Below are 18,031 nucleotides of genomic sequence, written 5' to 3'. Positions count from 1 at the left end.
TAAGTAACAAGTTTAATTATTTCACTTGTCTACCTAGAAGGGAGCATATCACTTAGTGCGACAGCCCCTTCTTTTACTATTTCGAATACCATTTACCCAACTCACCCATTCAACACCAAATTCCTTATCTCCTCCGTCCGAACCGCACCAAACGCCCGACTGTCCAACGAATGATTTCGATTATCTCCCATCACAAACCATTCATCCTCTTTTAATTTGCAAATACAATCCCTAGTTTTCATTGGCTCATTCAAATAAGGTTCCTCTATTTGTTTGTGATTCACATAAACTGCATTGTCCCGAATTTCCACCGTATCCCCCGGCGCACCAATAACCCGTTTAATAATATTTAATTTGCCATCCTCTAAAAGATATTTCTTTGGCACATTCGCTTTTGGTGAAATGATAGCAGAAATAATATCGCCCTTTTCAATCCGCCCTTTTAATGCAGCACTGCAGAAAATCAGCTGACCATCCTTAAGCGTTGGCTCCATACTTTCCCCCTCTATCTGAGAAGGACGCACAAAATAAACAAGCATACAGGCAAAAATAATTCCAAATAAAATAGGAAAACCATAAGCCCGTACAATTGTTTTTAATCTCTTTTTTGGGGGTTGCTTCAACATATCATCTCCTAGTATTTGTTTTCTATATAAGGCCGAAAATATAAACCTAATATACAATTAAATTTTTCTATTGACAAATCACCTTATTCTGATAAAATGGAATATGTTGTGGAGACGTATCGAAGTGGTCATAACGAGAACGACTCGAAATCGTTTTGCCTTCACGGGCACATGGGTTCGAATCCCATCGTCTCCGTTTTCATTCCCTCGCTGTGTGCGGGGGATTTTTTGTAATAAACTTTTCTACTCCCCGTTAAGTGCCTCAATTAAAAACAATTCCACTGCTAACTGGTCCGACAATTTACCGGATTTAAACTGCTCTTCCAACTCCAATCTGGTTTGCAGCATCGCCAGTAATTTACTGCGTTTGAAAAGTGCCGCCTGTTTTTCATACTTAGGAATTGTAAACGGAGGAACCCCGCATTTTTTTGCAATTTCTCCTGAGCGAAGTCCGCGATTTTTACACTCCTTCACCTGAAGCAAAATGTTGATGTGACGCGAAAACATAAATAAAATAGACATCGGCGATTCCTTGTTGGTATACAAATCTTCGTACAATTTCATCGCACGGTTTTTCTCGCCAAGTGCCACGGCATCAATCATGTCAAACATCTTGGAAACCGTTACCCCCGAACAAATTGCATCTACTTCCGGCACATCAATCAACTTACTTTCACCTACGTAGCCGATGCATTTTTCAAGTTCATTGCTGAGCATTTCCATATCCGTTCCCACTCGCTCAATCAATCGCTCGGCACCCTTTGTTGAAATGCTTTTCCCTGCTTTTTTCATGTAACCGGCAATCCACCGTTTCAACATATGTTCCGGCTGTCTTGTACACTCGGTCACACAGCCATTTTTGTTTATCCACTTAAAAAGACGGTTGCGCTTATCAATCTCGCGCTCCACAAAAATGATATAAGTGGTCTCCGGAAATGACTCCACATAATCTGCCATATCACTGCTGCTTTTAAAATAACCACTGTCCTCTACAACAATCAAACGGTTTTCAGCAAAAAATGGAAGAATCTGAGCCGCCTCGGCAATCTGGGATGGCTCCGGTTTATCACGAAAAAATGTGCGGTTCATCTCATCATCCGGATTCGATAGTTTTTCAATCAACTGATTCCGATAATACTGAACCATGTATCGCTCCTCGCCGTATAAAAGCTGGAAACGGGATATTTGATTATTCTTTAACTCATCCTCAATGCGAAGCATATCTGACTCCTCTCAAAAATACGAGCCGGTCAGCATTTTTGTGACCGACTCGCTTTTACAAATTTCTAATTAGTCTTCATACTCTTTGTAATCAAAACTTCTAAACTCTGCAACCGTATTGTATCCGGCATAATCAACACATGCCATACCAACAAATGCACCGGTGAAGAATCCGCCATAGCTCTGCAGTACATAGTCATCCGATAAAATGGATGCGTCTAAGGTTACCGGAATTTCTTTGTAATTCTCACCATCAAATGAATATTCGTAGGTGTAAGTCTGTTTTCTAACTTTTGTGCGGAACCATACATCTGCGCCATCCGGTACCGGAATTGCATCATCGCGGAGGAATGATGTATAGCCGCCACGGTTACACTGGGCCACTTCGATGACACGTCCATTTTTCTCATTCCATGTGATAAATGCAAAGGACCAATGCTTGTCATTATAGAAGTTGGTAAGTCCTGCCATCTGCTGATAAGAAAATGGATTGTAACTTACTTTTACAGAAGCATCAAAGTTAAATGCCTGCCAGCGTTTTGCGACCAGTGACAGTTCATGTTTATTGCTCAGAGAACCCTGTCCACGGAGAGTCAGTTTGCCATCTCCTGTTGTTCCCATTGCATCGGTAAACGGAACACGAAGAGTATTCCACTCATTATGTAATTTTTCAGTGTCAAATTCATCATGCATGGAATGGTCAAGCGGTGCATCTGTTTTGATTGCATCTTTCGGTGCGTCTACAAGAACCTTTCCGCCGTGGCCGCCTTCAATACGAGGCCAGCCTTCTTCATCCCAGTATACTTTCTGAATCGCTGTCTCACGTCCAAGAGTACAGTAACCACGTGGGTCAATGCAGCACTGATTTTCATGTGTCCACGGACGTCCGCAAAGACTTGCATAATACCACTCACCACTTGGTGTATCAACAAGTGCGCCATGTCCCTGTTTCTGGATTTCCAAATATGGTGTATCAAAGTTTGTGATAAATGGACCATCCGGTTCTGTCTCAAAACTTAATTCATCAAGTGTCTTAGAGCGTGCAACCACTTCCTGATGTGTATATACTGTTCCGCCCTGAGCAGCAAACAAATAATAATATCCATTAATTTTGTACAAGTGAGGTCCCTCGACCAATTTCACCTCTGTACCATTATAAATATTTCTTGCTGTCTCCGGTTTTAACTGCATTGTTTCTGTATCAAATTCTGTCAATGTAATGCCATCAAATGCATGGTGATACTCTCTGTGATCCCATGTCTGCTGAACAAGATATTTTCTTCCGTCATCATCATGGAATAACGAAGCATCAAAACCAACACCATTCACACGAATCGGGTCAGACCAAGGACCATGAATATCTTCTGCTGTCGTGATGTAGTTTACCATATCTTTGAATGGTCCCTCGGTTACTTTAACATCTGTGTAAACAAGCCAGAACTTACCATCTGCATAGGAAAGATCCGGTGCCCAGATACCGCCTGAAGACGGATTTCCTTTCATATCAAGCAGTGTCGTTGTTGACAATGCCGATGGCAGCAGTTTCCAGTGAACCATATCTTTGGACTCGTGCAGACGAACCCCCGGGAACCACTCAAATGTAGAATTTGCAATATAATACGTGTCATCGACACGAATGATTGACGGATCCGCATTAAAACCCGGCAATACAGGATTTTTAATCTGTTCCATAATTTAATAACCTCCAAAAGTAATCATTTCTGTTTGCAGTAACATTATATCAAAAAAACAACGGCTTGTCTTTAAGATTTTCAAACTTTTGCTTCCATATTTTTCGGCAGTACCAGATTCAGAATTACAGCCACTAAAAAGACTACTGCAACGCAGTTCTGAGCAAATACATTTTGCACAATCTGCGGGAAAATCGCAAAAATCTCCGGTACCTGGGTAAAGCCAATTCCCACGCTTAAGGATAACGCAGCTATGGTAATGTTTCTCTGGGTAAATCCACATTTTCCAATCATCTGGATACCACTGACTACAATTGTACCAAACATCATAATCGTACACCCGCCAAGAACAGAATCCGGAAGCGTTGCAAGCACAGCACCAAAAATCGGAAAGATACCTGCCAAAATCATAATAACCGCCCCTGTCGCAATAGCAAAACGGTTCACAACTTTTGTCATTGCCACAAGACCAACATTCTGGCTGAAAGAAGTAATCGGCAGACAGCCAAAGCAGGCAGATAATGCACTGACAAAACCATCACAGGCAATCGAACCTGTTGTTTCCTTCACCGTCACATCCCGGTTTAACCCGGATGAGGCAAGTGCCGATGTATCTCCAATCGTCTCCGTTGCCGACACAAGAAAAATTAACGTAACCGACACAATGGCATTTAAATTAAACTCCATCTTAAATGGCATAATATGCGGAAATGCAATAATTGACGTATTTGCAAGTGCAGAAAAATCCACCTGATGCATACAAACCGCCAGAATATATCCAACCACAAGTCCAAATAAAACTGACAACTGTTTAAAATAAGATTTAGCAAATAAATTAAACAAAATACAGCTAAGTAACGTCACAGTTCCGATAATCCAGTTCTGCACCGAACCAAAGTTCTCACTTCCACTTCCACCGCCAAACGAAGCAGAACCAACCGACAGCAGAGAAAAACCAATTGCTGTAACAACACTCGCTGCTACAATCGGTGAAATCCACTTCAGCCAGTACTTTGCAAATAATCCCAGCGTTCCTTCTAAAATACCACCGATCAAAACAGCACCAACAATCGTTTCATATCCGTAAGTTGTTCCAATAAAACACAAAATGGATACGAATGTAAAACTAATTCCCATTACAATCGGCAACCCCGAACCAACACGCCAGATTGGAAACAACTGTATTAATGTACCAATTCCGGCAATCAGCATAGCACTCTGAATCAACATGGCAATCTGTCCGTTTGATAATTTGCAGGCGTTTGCCACAATAATAATTGGCGCAATGTTTGCCACAAACATCGCTAAAATATGCTGTAATCCAAACGGCACGGCATGACCAAGCGGCACTTTACCATTTAATGTATAAATATTGTCAATGGAAGCTTTTGTTTTTTTCTCTTTATTCATTTTATCCTCTTTCTCCTGTGTAATTATTGCTCACGAAATGTAATCGAACCGGTCTCTGCATCCATGGCATCCACAATTGCCAGTGATTCCAACTGATAACCAAGATTTCTAATGGTCTGTCCGCCAATCTGGAATCCTTTTTCAATCGCAACACCAATTCCCTCAACCGTTGCCCCGGCGCTATTTACAATCGAAATCAGCCCCTGCAGGGCACATCCATTTGCTAAAAAATCATCTATAATTAACACATGGTCATCCGGTGATAAAAATTTCTTTGATACAATTACCTGATTTTTGCATTTATGAGTAAATGACTCCACTTCTGCCACATACATATCACCATCAATATTGATGCTTTTTGATTTCTTGGCAAAAACAACCGGCGTTCCAAAATATTTAGCAACAATACACGCAATTCCAATTCCGGACGCCTCAATCGTTACTACCTTATTAATCGGTTTTCCGGCAAAACGGCGTTTCCATTCTTCACCCATTTTTTCAAATAATTCGATGTCCATCTGGTGATTCAGAAAACTATCCACTTTTAATACATTTCCTTCTTTTACTACTCCATCTTTTTGAATCCGTTCCTCTAAAAAGTTCATTTGTAATTCCTCCTACAACCGTTATTGTAATATAATCACCAGTCACTTAGCAAGCGTTTTTTACCACTTTCTTTTTTCCACAAAGAAAGGTACCATTTCCCGTTCTGACATTCAATGGATACCGCCCCTTCTTTATCCGTCCGGTACACCTTAGAACCTATATTTTCAAGACGTTTCAACGTCTCTTTGTGTGGATGTCCATAACGGTTCTTTTTTCCACACGAAATAACGGAAACATCTGGTTTTACCTGCTCGAGAAAAATTTCTGAACTCGCCCCCTTGCTGCCATGATGCGCAACTTTCAAATAATTTACATGGGAAAGTTTATTGATGATTTCTTTCTCCCCCGCTTCCTCTAAATCTCCGGTAAATAATCCTGTAAAATTCTGATAATTCACCTTCAAAACAAGCGAAGAATCATTCGCTGATTTCCATTCATAATCCGGATATGGATGCAGACAGGATATTCGTAACTCATCAATTGTTACCGTATCGCCACGCTGCATAAACATAAGATTGCATCCTTTATTTCGGAGTTCGTCTAATAGCGTACAGTACGCCTCCTCTTTTTCATTTAATTTTGGCAGAATAACGGTTCCAACTTTCACTCCCATCTGATTGGCAGCACACAGCCATTCAACGGCGCCATTGGTGTGGTCTTTGTCACTGTGTGTCAAAAAAAGATACGACACATAAGATATCCCCTGCGATTTCAGAAAAGGAATCATACGGTATTTTCCTACTTTATTTACATCAGAACTGCCTCCATCAATTAAAAACGTATGATTTTTTGTGCGGATGCAGCTGCAATCTCCCTGACCGACGTCCAGATTGGTAATCTGCAAATCAAAATTATTATGAATCGGCAGAAATAATACAAAAACGCCAAAGACAAGAGTCAATAAAAATATTTTCTTCTGTTTCCATTTCTGCAAAAATAAAAACAAAACACCACATCCATAATACAAGAACACCTGCCAGTCTGTCGGTTTTCCTGTGATAACAACAGCCCCCGGAATCTTTACAAACAAATTTCCAATCCACTCAAATAACATAAAACAAAAATGTGCAAATCCAAAGCAGAATTTTCCTGCAAAAATGGTAATACTCCCCAGTCCGATTCCAGCCAGTAAAGTCACAAGAATTCCTCCCATAAACGGCAGAAACAGTACATTGGCGGCAATACTTAAAATTGAAAATTCATAATAAGCCGTCAAAAGGATAGGAAGTGTAACAAGCTCAATACCAGCCGTTCCGGCAACTGCCATCCAAATCGGATTTTTACTTTCCCACGCATCACAGAACACATCCACAAAAACATAGATTCCGAGCACCGTTCCATAAGAAAGCAAAAAACCGGTCTGGAACAATACCATAGGATGAATCAAGAGCTGACATATCGCACTGAACGAAAGTGCACTCAATCCATCATAATGTCTTCCGGCAAGTCTTGCCAAAAGCATACATCCCATCATGATAACTGCCCGCTGTGTCGAAATGGAAAAGCCGGTCAAAATACCATAAAGGAACAAAAGCACCATGGTTACAACGGCCGCTCCCTGCATTGGCATAAAATATTTGCGCAGTACAAAAAACAGGCTGGCACCAATGAGTGAAATATGCAGTCCGGATATGGCAAGCACATGTGCAATTCCATTCTCCTGATACAACTGTTTCACTTCATCAGACAACCCACTTTTATCTCCCAAAACCATTGCGGATACAATCCCCGCTGTTTTTTCATTACAGCACAAAGAAACCACATCTTGTAAGTGATTTCTCAATCGATGCAGAAAATCTTCCGGATTTTTAACCGTATTCTTTTTTATTTCTATTTTACCGGCAAATCCCTGCGCGGTAATTCCTAATTCCGTGTTGTATTTATATTCATCAAATTGTCCGGGATTTCCCGGTTTCTCAAACGAATGGATGGAGGCTGTGACCGCCAAAAGATTACCAATATGCAGCTCCTTTGGCATCGCCGTATTCTCATTTGCATATAATTTTATTTTTTTGCACGAAAATGAATCCTCCCCTTTTACGTCACGAACGACAAGCGTATATCCATTATCTTTTTTTACAAATTCTTCAAGTTCGCAAAGAAAATGAATCGACTCCCGCTCATAAGAAACCGGTTCCTTTGTATTTATCCACGCATTACAAAGAATCCCCAAAATCATGCATACCAATACCACACAAAGTGGTCTTCTCCTCACCCGATTCCTCCCTTTTTATTTCATGTTCTATTTCTCATTTACCGTTTCCACAAGATTTAAATTCCGCTCCAATACTGAATGGAACGAATTCATCTCCCCGTACTGCTCCTGTGCCTCACCATCAATGGTAAATTGTACCCGGTTGACATTAGAAAGTTCACACAATGTATTTACAATTGAATACACTGTTACCTCACTGCTGATTTCTGCCAGCAAATCATTAAATCCGTTTCCCAAATCCACATAACAAATCTGGTCGCGTATTGTTATGTGATTCACTACCGTTTCCTTTGGAATTGCCGGTTTGACATCCTTTAATTTCCCTTTTTGTCCGGCTATCACTTCATCTGCCTGAATCAATTGATTAATCAGAAGTTCCGCCAACGGTGTTGCCGCATTGTAAGTTACCGATGTCGTTACCGCACGCAGTTTATCTCCTGTGCGGTTCGATAAATACAACGTAACCTGTCTGCGCTGTTCTTTTCCCAAAGCATCCAGATTCTGCACAAAATCATCGGCACTCATCGGTCCTACGGCATTTCCCGAAAGCATGAGTGGCTGATCTTCTACATGAAATTCCACATAATGAATCTCATCTAACTGGCATAATGTTTCCACAATTGCTGCACGGGACAATGTCTCTTCCACGCCGCTTCTCTCATAATACGCGGCAGAAAAAGAAATTGACATCTGATGATTTTTCATTTCAAAATCTAATACATCTACATTTTCACTAATCGGACTCTTTAGGTTGGCATCCTCCCCTGTAGTCTGAAGCTGTTTTAATAAATCAGCAACAACTGCATTCGTATCCTTTTTTTTATGAGGAGATTCCATCGTCCCTTCTACAAGTCCTGTCATATCCTGATTCAGATAATAAACCAAATATGAATCCATTTTCTCTTTACTTTTGCCACAAGAAAATAAAATCCCCGCCGCCATAATAAGAAACATGGAAATTATAATCTTTTTCATAGCAGCCTCCTATTCCGAATACATCAGAGGAATTCGTACGGCAAACGTAGTTCCCTGTTGTTCTATACTGTGAACTTTAATTGAGCCACGGTGCAATAAAATTGCATTTCTCGTAATTGCAAGTCCTAAGCCGTTTCCACCGGTTTCTCTGGAACGTGCCTTATCCACACGGTAAAAACGCTCGAAAATACTATCCTGCAATTCTTCCGGAATACCAACCCCGGAATCCGATACCTTCAAATAAAAGAATTTATGGTCTGCATTCAAAGAAACACGAACCCAGCCATTATCGTAATTATACTTAATCGCATTTTCAATCAGATTGCGAAATGCCATAGCCAATTTTACTTCATCCACCTGTGCTGTAACAGAACGAACACTTTCAAAAATCATCTCAATATTCCGCTTATCCGCAATCGGCTGAAGCTGTTTCAAAATTGCTTCCAGAAATTCATTAATATTGACCTCGGAAATATTGACTTCTGAGGCATTTTTATCCATTTTTACGAGGGTAAGCAAATCATTGATAATTTTATTCATTCGCTCCAATTCTTCATTAATGTCCACCATAAATTCCTGATAAAGTTCAACCGGAACATTTTCCTGTCCAATCAAAGATTCTGCTAAAACTTTAACCGACGTAATCGGTGTCTTCAACTCATGTGAGACATTCGACACAAATTCCTGTCTTGCATCTTCCAGATTCTGCAGCACACTAAGCATTGAATTAAATTTATCCGAAATATCCTCTGCTTCCGAATATCCGGTTATCTGCATCGTCTCATTAAAATCACCGGAAGAAATCATCGCAATCGAGCCGGCTACTTCCTTCATAGGCATTACAACCTGACCGGAATACAAAACAGAAATCACAAGAATAATAAGTCCAAGCACCAATACGAGCGTAATTGCAATCGACTGCATCGAATCATACAGAGTGTTCACACTGTTCAGCGAAAAATTCATTACGACAACACCATCAATCGAATTGCTCTCCGGATTATGCACCGGAAGAACCAGCTCTACCATGTTTTCACTCTGGCTTACAAATTTGCTGTCTGCACCGTTGACACACCGGACAACTTCCTCCAAAAGAATCACTTTACCTTCTTCTAACCCATATGTGTCACGGGTTACATTCAAATCAGAATCCGCAATCAAAATACGGCCTCCAAAAATATCCGCAACCTGTGTCAGTTCAGAATCTACTTCTGCCCCTGAATCGCTGGTAAAATAGGCAGAAGAAACAACAAGGTTACATATAATGGAACCTCGTGTCTGCAATTCATTAATACGTTGTGAAATAGCCTTTGCCCGATATGTATTGATAAAAATCAATGTAAATACAACGAGCGGAATGATTCCTATCAGAATCAATACAGCCATGCTTTGTGCCCGCAGGCTTTTAAAAGCTTGAATTTTACTCTTTATTCTCGAAATAATAACCAACACCCCATTTTGTATGTATAAATGCCGGATCACTTGGTGTCTCTTCTATTTTTTCACGAAGTCTTCGGATATGAACATCCACGGTTCTTGCATCCCCCGGATATGCAGCTCCCCATACTTCATGAAGCAGATTATCCCTGCTGTAAATCTTTTTCGGATTACGAACCAAAAGACTCAATAATTCATACTCACGCGTTGTCAGACTAATTTCCTTATCCTTGATATAAACACGTTTACCCATCGAATCCACCTTAAGGCTTCCATAAACTTCCAGTCCATCGGATTCTTTTTGATTTTTCTTACTGCTTCGTCGAATAATCGCCTTAATTCTCGCCTTAACCTCTAAAATATTAAATGGTTTCGTAATGTAATCATCAGCTCCATATTCGAGTCCAAGGATCTTATCCATGTCGTCGCCTTTTGCTGTAAGCATAATAATCGGAACATCTGAAAATTCCCGAATCTGCTGACAAACTTCAAACCCTGACATCTTTGGTAACATCACATCTAACAAAATAATATCATATTTTTTTTCGTGAGCCGCCTCTAAAGCACTCTCTCCATCATATGCATAGTCCACTTCCATTCCATCCTGCTCTAAGCTGAAACGGATTCCTTTCACAATTAATTTTTCATCATCCACTACTAAGACTTTTTTTGCCATCTGCTCTGCCTCCACAAATTTTACAGTTATACTGTAATATCATCCTTGATTTTTCCGAACACTCCTTCTTTAATTCCGGTAATGTTCATAATGTCCTCAATTTTCTTAAACGCACCGTTTTTTTCCCGGTAGGAAATAATCTGTGCTGCTTTGGATTCCCCTATCCCGCTTAATTTCATCAGTTGTTCTGCGGAAGCGGTATTCAGATTAATTTTACCCGCTTCATCCGCTGATGACATTCCGTGGGAACTTTGTTCCTCTTGCGCGGCTTTCCTTTTCCTCTTCTTTTCAATCGTAAGTTGTGTTCCATCCTTGACAACCTCTGCTAAATTAACAGAAAGTTTATCTGCTTTTTTGGTAAAGCCACCAGCTTTTTCCACAACATCGATAAAATGAGGTTCTTTTGCAAAAGTATATACCCCCGGATTCTTCACTTCGCCACATATGTAAATATACACCACAGCTTCTGTTTTCGAATCCGATGTTTCTTTGTTGCTCTTTGTTTCTCCTGACCGGTCAGCAAACGATTCCGTCACAACTGTCTCCTTTTTGGAACCGGCATTTAGCGAAAAATACAAAACACCGCATAAAAAGAAAGCTCCAATCAAAAGAACCATTTTTAACTTATTTTTGTTATCTTTCATCACTCTTTCCTTTCTGGCCGGAAAAAAAGAGTGCTACTTAACTATTTTACCAATGTTATTCCATTTTTACAATGGCAAATTTACTTATTTTTTACTTCCACTTGAAAATGGCAATTCCAGCAACAATCGCAGCTACACCAATACACTTTCTCCACTCAAACGGCTGTTTATCAATCCCAAACAGCCCAAAAAGTTCAATCAGATACGACATGACGATCTGAACCGACACAATAAACATCGCAGAACGGGCAGGACCAATCGCATTAATGCTGTAAATTACCGTATAAGTAATAAAAGCTCCCAGTGCTCCACCTAACAGCATATATTTAGGTGAAACATGCCACAAACTACTGATTGCACCATCTCTTCCGGTAATAAACCAAGCCAGTACACAGACCACAAATGCACTAATCTGTACAAATGCAGATGACAGCCAGATACTCGTCTGTTTGGTCACTTCCGCATTAAATACACCCTGTACACTCATAATGGCACCTGAAATGGCAGCCACTAAAATCCCCAACATAAAAGCACCTCCTTAGTAACTTCACGGTAAACGATTCTACCGTAAAGTCTTCCCAAGAAAGGTGCAATTATTCATCCATTTTTAATCATCCAGTACAGAATCTAAAATCGCAATCATTTTATCCACATCGCTTTTTTCAATAATAAGCGGCGGAATAAAACGAATGACATTTGCGCCTGCGCTCATAAAAATGACGCCTTTTTCCAATGCCTTTGTAATATAAGGACCGGCAGGAACGGAAAGTTCCAAGCCACGCATCAGTCCCATACCACGTGTCTCAACAGCAATTTCTTTTTTCTCCACCAATTTCTGCAGACATTCATTAAGATACTCTCCAACTTCTTCTACATGGTTTGGAATTTCTCTCTTTTCAAAAATTTCCAGTGTCTTTGCCACCGCTGCGCAGGCAAGTGGATTCCCACCAAATGTTGTACCATGATCTCCCGGCACAAGGCACTTAGCCACTTCTTCTTTTGCCGCGATTGCACCTACTGTAATACCATTTCCGATTCCCTTTGCCATCGTCACAATATCCGGTACAATATTATATTTCTGGTACGCAAACATCTTGCCGGAACGTCCCATACCACACTGAATTTCATCACAAATCATAACGATATCATTTTCATCACACAATTTACGGATTCCCTGTAAAAATTCAGCGTTTGCAGGGTAAATTCCACCTTCGCCCTGAACGGCTTCCACAATGATGGCATATGTATTTTCTGTAACCGCTGCTTTTACACTCTCGAAATCGTTGTAATCAGCAAATGTAACACCCTGTAACATCGGTTCAAAAGGCTCTCTGTATTTTGCCGTACCGGTAACGGACAATGCTCCCATGCTTCGTCCGTGAAATGCTTTATTCATCGAGATAATCTCATGACGATTTTCATGCCCCTGCATAATGGCATATTTTCGTGCCATTTTCAAAGCGCCCTCATTGGCTTCCGTACCGCTGTTTGCCATAAATACACGGTCAAGTCCGGTTGCCTTTGCAAGACCTTTCGCTGCCTGCAATAATGGCTCCGAATAAAAATAGTTAGAAAAATGAATTCCTTTATCAATCTGTGTTTTCAAAGCATCTGTGTATTCCTTATCTCCATAGCCCAATGCACAAACGGCAATTCCGGCACCAAAATCCAAATATTCTTTTCCATTTGTATCGTATAATTTCACGCCTTCTCCATGGTCTAATACAACCGGATAACGGTTATACGAATGAACTAAATACTGTTCTGATTCGTCTATTATCTGTTTCATATTACATGCTCCTTCCTAATCCTGCTCATGCGGATACAACGTTGTGTTGTTATCAATAATTGCTGTACCAATACCTTTTTTGGTAAAAAACTCAAGCAGCAGACAATGTTGTCTGCGTCCGTCCAGAATATGGACACGGCTTACACCTTCTTCTACCGCTTCCACACAGTTTCTTATTTTCGGAATCATACCACCGCCAATGGTTCCATCCTCAATCAACTGTTTTGCCTCATCAGTTGTCAATACAGAAATCAATGTTTCCGGGTCTTTCGGGTCTTTGCAGACACCCTCAATATCCGTCATAAATGCCAGTTTTTCTGCATGAATACACTTTGCAACTGCACTTGCCGCATCATCCGCATTAATGTTATATGCCTGATAATTTTCATCCATACCAATCGGCGCAATAATCGGAATAAAATCTTTGGCAATCAAAGTGTCAATTAAATCGGAATTAACAGATTTTACTTTTCCTACAAAACCGATATCTCTTCCACCGGCTGTTTTTTTCTCACAGAGCATTGTGCCGCCGTCTTTTCCACTGATGCCGGCTGCCTTTACGCCAAGTTTCTCCATCATCTGGACTAAATGCTTATTTACCTTATTTAAAACCATTTCTGCCACTTCAATCGTATCGGCATCTGTCACACGAAGTCCTTCTACAAATTCACTCTCTTTTCCCATATAGCCAAGCCATTTGCTAATTTCTTTTCCGCCGCCGTGAACAATAATCGGCTGCATGCCAACCAGTTTCAACAAAGCAACATCTTTAATCACTGATTCCTGCAATTTTTCATCCAGCATAGCGCTTCCGCCGTATTTTACAACTACTTTTTTTCCGTTGAAATCACGGATATAAGGCAGTGCCTCAATCAGCGTTTCCGCCTTAAGTACAACTTCTTTCATCTTATCTTCCATCTTTTTGTCCTCTCTAACTTCTGTAATCGCCATTTATTTTTACATAATCATAAGTCAAATCGCATCCCCAGGCAATTGCCGATGCATCCCCCTGCTTCATGTCACAAATAAATGTAACTGCATCTTTTCCTAATAAAATAGTCGCCTCATCTTCACTGTAATCTGTCGGCACACCATCTTTTACTAAAACAATCTGCTCATCCTCAGCTTCTAAAATCAAATCGATTACATCCGGGTCAAAGTCTGCACCGGAATACCCCAGTGCGCACAAAACACGTCCCCAGTTCGCATCCTTGCCAAACACCATTGCTTTCACGAGGTTTGAAGTCACAACCGATTTACTAAAAATCTTTGCCTCTTCTTTATTCTTACAGTGAACTGCTCTTACTTCCATCAGCCTCGTAGCGCCTTCTCCGTCCGCTGCCATCTGTTTTGCCAAATCCGTTGCAACAAAACTCAGTGCCTCTTTGAATTTTACATATCCATTCGTTCCTGCTTTGATTTCAACACCGGATTCGCCATTGGCAAGCACCAGATATGTATCATTTGTTGATGTATCGCGGTCAACCGAAATCATATTAAAACTATCTGACACAATTTCGGAAACCATTTCCTGCAGTAAATCATGTGAAATTTTTGCATCTGTTGTCGTAACGCTAAGCATCGTTGCCATATTCGGGTGAATCATACCGGAACCTTTGCTCATGCCACCAACTGTTACGGTTACTCCGTCCACCTCAAAACTGGCTGCCGCTTCCTTCGGAACAGTGTCCGTTGTCATAATTGCCTTAGCCGCAAGCAGACCTGCTTCTTTTGTATCTGCCAGTGCATCCTTTAAAAGTTTTGCACCTTTTTGTATCGGTTCTTTTTTTATCTGCATTCCGATAACGCCGGTTGAAGCTGTCAAAACCTCTTTTGTCGAAACGCCAAGTGCCTCTGCAATTTGTGAAGCCATGTACTCATTAATTTCTTTACCTTCGCCTCCGGTACAGGCATTGGCAATTCCACTATTCAATACGACCGCATGAACATCCTTTTTGCTCTCAACAATTTCTTTATCCCACCAAACCGGTGCTGCCTTTACTACATTCGTTGTAAAAGTTCCTGCACAGACCGCCGGGCTTTCTGTATAGACAAGGGCCATATCTGTACGGTTTTTATATTTAAATCCTGCCTCTGCGCTCGCCGCCATAAATCCTTTTGCTGCGGTAACGCCGCCTTCTATTGTATTCATCATATTTTCCTCCTTTACGGAACCATCGGTACAAGCCGGAGCCCCTCTGCCTCATCAAATCCAAACATCAGATTCATGTTTTGAACTGCCTGTCCGGCAGCACCTTTTGTGATATTATCCATTGCTCCCATCATAATCACGCGATGCGTGCGCTCGTCAACTTTTACATTTACATCGACAAAGTTGCTTCCCTCAACCCATTTGGTCTCCGGACACACACCCTCATCCAGCACGCGCACAAAATATTCATCTTGATATGCTTTCACATAAGCCTCTCGAATCTGCTCTTTTGTCACACCTTCTTTATATTTTGCATATGCCGTAACCAAAATACCACGGTTCATTGGAATCAAATGCGGAGTAAAATTAAGTGTAACATCTTTTCCGCTAATATAGGAAAGCTGTTCTTCAATCTCCGGTGTGTGGCGGTGCGTGGCTACTCCATATGCCTTAATATTCTCATTTACTTCGCAGTAAAGATTTGGAACTTTTGCACCTCTTCCTGCTCCTGATGTTCCGGATTTTGCATCAATAATTAAAGTATCCATATCAATCAGTCCTTCTCTTGCAAGCGGTGCAATCGAAAGTGTTGAACAGGTTGGATAGCATCCCGGATTAGCAATCAAACGTGCCTTTTTAACTTGCTTGCGGTTTAACTCACACAATCCGTATACAGCCTCATCCAAATACTGAGGGCTTTTATGTGTGATGCCGTACCATTTTTCATAAACCGCAACATCTTTTATTCGGTAATCCGCACTCAAGTCAATCACCTTTGCCTGGGAAAGGATTTCGTCATCCAGAACACCTGCCAAATACCCCTGCGGTGTTGCGGTAAATATCACGTCTGCCTCTTTTGCCAAAGTATGTAAATCATCACTTTTACAAATATTTTCTACAATCTGGAAAACATTTCCAAAAACGGAACTAAATTTCTTATCCACATAACTTCTCGAACCATACCATACAATCTCAACTTCTTTGTGCTGCAATAATAATCGAACCAATTCCTGTCCTGCGTACCCTGTAGCACCGATAATTCCAGCCTTTATCATAGCATCCTCCATTCCGCCGTACTTTGGCAGCTCACTCTTTTTATTCATCATTTATGCATATTTATACATATTATACACAAACCTCAATTATTATACATCTTTTCCGATAAATATGCAATACCTAACTAGAATTTATTCGTCATTCTTTGAAAATAATTGATTTTATGCTTGCATAATATTCACTTGTGGTGTATATTAGAAAAAGGTTAATACCAAAAAATACATACGGAGGTTCTATTATGAAAGAAAAAGTTATTTTAGCTTATTCCGGCGGCCTGGATACAACAGCAATTATTCCATGGCTTAAAGAGAATTTTGATTATGAAGTTATCTGTGTCTGCATTGATTGTGGACAGGGTGAAGAATTGGACGGTCTGGAAGAAAGAGCTAAGTTCTGTGGTGCATCCAAACTTTACATTGAGGATGTTGTCGATGAGTTCTGTGATGAATATGTAGTTCCTTGTGTACAGGCTCATGCTGTATATGAGAACAAATACCTTCTTGGTACTTCGATGGCTCGTCCGGTTATTGCAAAACGTCTTGTTGAAATTGCAAGAAAAGAAGGCGCTACTGCTATCTGCCATGGTGCTACCGGAAAAGGAAATGACCAGATTCGTTTCGAACTCGGTATCAAAGCACTTGCTCCTGATTTGAAAATTATTGCAGCTTGGAGAAGTGATAAATGGACAATGGATTCCCGTGAATCCGAAATTGAATACTGCAAGGCACATGGAATTGATCTTCCATTCTCCGCAGATTCCAGTTACAGCCGTGACCGCAACTTGTGGCATATCAGCCATGAAGGTCTTGAATTGGAAGACCCGGCAAACGAGCCTAACTTCGATCATCTTCTGGTTCTTGGTACTACACCGGAAAAAGCACCGGATGAAGGTGAATATGTAACTATGACATTTGAAGCCGGCGTTCCTAAGAGCGTAAACGGAAAAGAAATGAAAGTTTCCGATATTATCCGCACTCTGAATGAATTAGGTGGAAAACATGGTATCGGTATTGTTGATATCGTAGAAAACCGCGTTGTTGGAATGAAATCCCGTGGTGTTTATGAAACTCCTGGCGGAACAATTCTTTACGAAGCTCATCAGCAGTTGGAAGAATTAATCCTTGACCGCGATACAACAACATTGAAAATGGATATGGGTAATAAACTTGCTCAGATTTGTTACGAAGGCAAATGGTTCTCTCCTCTCCGCGAGGCAGTTCAGGCATTTATCGAGTCCACACAGAAATATGTAACCGGCGAAGTTAAATTCAAACTGTACAAAGGAAACATTATCAAAGCCGGAACCACTTCACCATACAGCTTGTACAATGAAAGCATTGCAAGTTTCACAACCGGAGATTTGTATGACCATCATGATGCAGAAGGTTTCATTAACCTCTTTGGTCTTTCTACCAAAGTTCGCGCAATGAAGATGGCAGAAGTAGAAAAGAATAATAAGTAAACAACCGTATTGTTGTAAATAATCATGACCACCAGCTCAGCTGGTGGTTTCCTCTGCGGCTATAAGCCTGT

At 40.7% G+C, this 18,031-nt stretch carries 16 protein-coding genes and 1 tRNA gene; 2 read left to right on the top strand and 15 right to left on the bottom strand.

Features of this window, described 5'->3' with window-relative positions:
- Window positions 1-101: 101 nt before the first annotated feature.
- Window positions 102-626 (bottom strand): signal peptidase I, encoded by a 525-nt coding sequence (gene lepB / locus DW005_RS12675; RefSeq protein WP_117479942.1) that lies wholly within the window; start codon window positions 624-626, stop codon window positions 102-104.
- A gap of 110 nt (window positions 627-736) precedes the next feature.
- Between lepB and DW005_RS12670 the strand changes: the two genes are divergently transcribed.
- Window positions 737-822: transfer RNA gene (locus DW005_RS12670), tRNA-Ser, on the top strand.
- A gap of 47 nt (window positions 823-869) precedes the next feature.
- Here DW005_RS12670 and holA read toward each other — a convergent pair.
- From holA to argC, 14 genes are all read right to left on the bottom strand, one after another.
- Window positions 870-1,847 (bottom strand): DNA polymerase III subunit delta, encoded by a 978-nt coding sequence (gene holA / locus DW005_RS12665; RefSeq protein ID WP_022377928.1) that lies wholly within the window; start codon window positions 1,845-1,847, stop codon window positions 870-872.
- A 69-nt stretch (window positions 1,848-1,916) separates the two neighbouring features.
- Entirely contained in the window at window positions 1,917-3,539 is a 1,623-nt protein-coding gene (locus DW005_RS12660; protein WP_117479940.1) for a glycoside hydrolase family 43 protein, read from the bottom strand.
- 80 nt (window positions 3,540-3,619) lie between these two features.
- Window positions 3,620-4,948: a nucleobase:cation symporter-2 family protein gene (locus tag DW005_RS12655; RefSeq protein ID WP_117479938.1), complete on the bottom strand. Its 1,329-nt coding sequence runs from the start codon at window positions 4,946-4,948 to the stop codon at window positions 3,620-3,622.
- 23 nt (window positions 4,949-4,971) lie between these two features.
- Window positions 4,972-5,553, bottom strand: a complete 582-nt coding sequence (locus DW005_RS12650) for a xanthine phosphoribosyltransferase (RefSeq protein WP_117479936.1) — start codon at window positions 5,551-5,553, stop codon at window positions 4,972-4,974.
- A gap of 35 nt (window positions 5,554-5,588) precedes the next feature.
- On the bottom strand, window positions 5,589-7,769 hold the full coding sequence (locus tag DW005_RS12645) for a DNA internalization-related competence protein ComEC/Rec2 (RefSeq protein ID WP_147324443.1): 2,181 nt from the start codon (window positions 7,767-7,769) through the stop codon (window positions 5,589-5,591).
- A 27-nt stretch (window positions 7,770-7,796) separates the two neighbouring features.
- Window positions 7,797-8,744 (bottom strand): GerMN domain-containing protein, encoded by a 948-nt coding sequence (locus tag DW005_RS12640; protein ID WP_117479932.1) that lies wholly within the window; start codon window positions 8,742-8,744, stop codon window positions 7,797-7,799.
- A 9-nt stretch (window positions 8,745-8,753) separates the two neighbouring features.
- Window positions 8,754-10,130, bottom strand: a complete 1,377-nt coding sequence (locus DW005_RS12635) for an ATP-binding protein (protein ID WP_117479930.1) — start codon at window positions 10,128-10,130, stop codon at window positions 8,754-8,756.
- A gap of 34 nt (window positions 10,131-10,164) precedes the next feature.
- Entirely contained in the window at window positions 10,165-10,857 is a 693-nt protein-coding gene (locus DW005_RS12630) for a response regulator transcription factor (RefSeq protein ID WP_117479928.1), read from the bottom strand.
- Window positions 10,858-10,883: 26 nt separating this feature from the next.
- Window positions 10,884-11,501 (bottom strand): helix-hairpin-helix domain-containing protein, encoded by a 618-nt coding sequence (locus tag DW005_RS12625; protein ID WP_117479926.1) that lies wholly within the window; start codon window positions 11,499-11,501, stop codon window positions 10,884-10,886.
- A gap of 91 nt (window positions 11,502-11,592) precedes the next feature.
- Window positions 11,593-12,027, bottom strand: coding sequence for a DMT family transporter (locus DW005_RS12620; protein ID WP_022377937.1), 435 nt, complete (start codon window positions 12,025-12,027; stop codon window positions 11,593-11,595).
- Window positions 12,028-12,108: 81 nt separating this feature from the next.
- Window positions 12,109-13,290 (bottom strand): aspartate aminotransferase family protein, encoded by a 1,182-nt coding sequence (locus DW005_RS12615; RefSeq protein WP_117479924.1) that lies wholly within the window; start codon window positions 13,288-13,290, stop codon window positions 12,109-12,111.
- Between the two features lie 15 nt (window positions 13,291-13,305).
- Window positions 13,306-14,208, bottom strand: a complete 903-nt coding sequence (gene argB, locus DW005_RS12610; protein WP_117479946.1) for an acetylglutamate kinase — start codon at window positions 14,206-14,208, stop codon at window positions 13,306-13,308.
- Between the two features lie 13 nt (window positions 14,209-14,221).
- Window positions 14,222-15,445 (bottom strand): bifunctional glutamate N-acetyltransferase/amino-acid acetyltransferase ArgJ, encoded by a 1,224-nt coding sequence (gene argJ, locus DW005_RS12605; RefSeq protein WP_347461738.1) that lies wholly within the window; start codon window positions 15,443-15,445, stop codon window positions 14,222-14,224.
- Between the two features lie 11 nt (window positions 15,446-15,456).
- Window positions 15,457-16,497, bottom strand: coding sequence for an N-acetyl-gamma-glutamyl-phosphate reductase (argC, locus tag DW005_RS12600; RefSeq protein WP_117479944.1), 1,041 nt, complete (start codon window positions 16,495-16,497; stop codon window positions 15,457-15,459).
- A 239-nt stretch (window positions 16,498-16,736) separates the two neighbouring features.
- Between argC and DW005_RS12595 the strand changes: the two genes are divergently transcribed.
- Window positions 16,737-17,960 carry an argininosuccinate synthase gene (locus tag DW005_RS12595; RefSeq protein ID WP_022377942.1) on the top strand — a complete coding sequence of 408 codons (1,224 nt, stop codon included), beginning with the start codon at window positions 16,737-16,739 and terminating at the stop codon, window positions 17,958-17,960.
- Window positions 17,961-18,031: the final 71 nt, after the last annotated feature.

This window comes from Clostridium sp. AF36-4 (genome assembly GCF_003435975.1).
In the GTDB taxonomy this organism is placed as follows: domain Bacteria; phylum Bacillota; class Clostridia; order Lachnospirales; family Lachnospiraceae; genus Eubacterium_F.
Note: the sequence above shows the minus strand (reverse complement) of the source record. Positions and strands in the feature narration are given on the sequence as shown.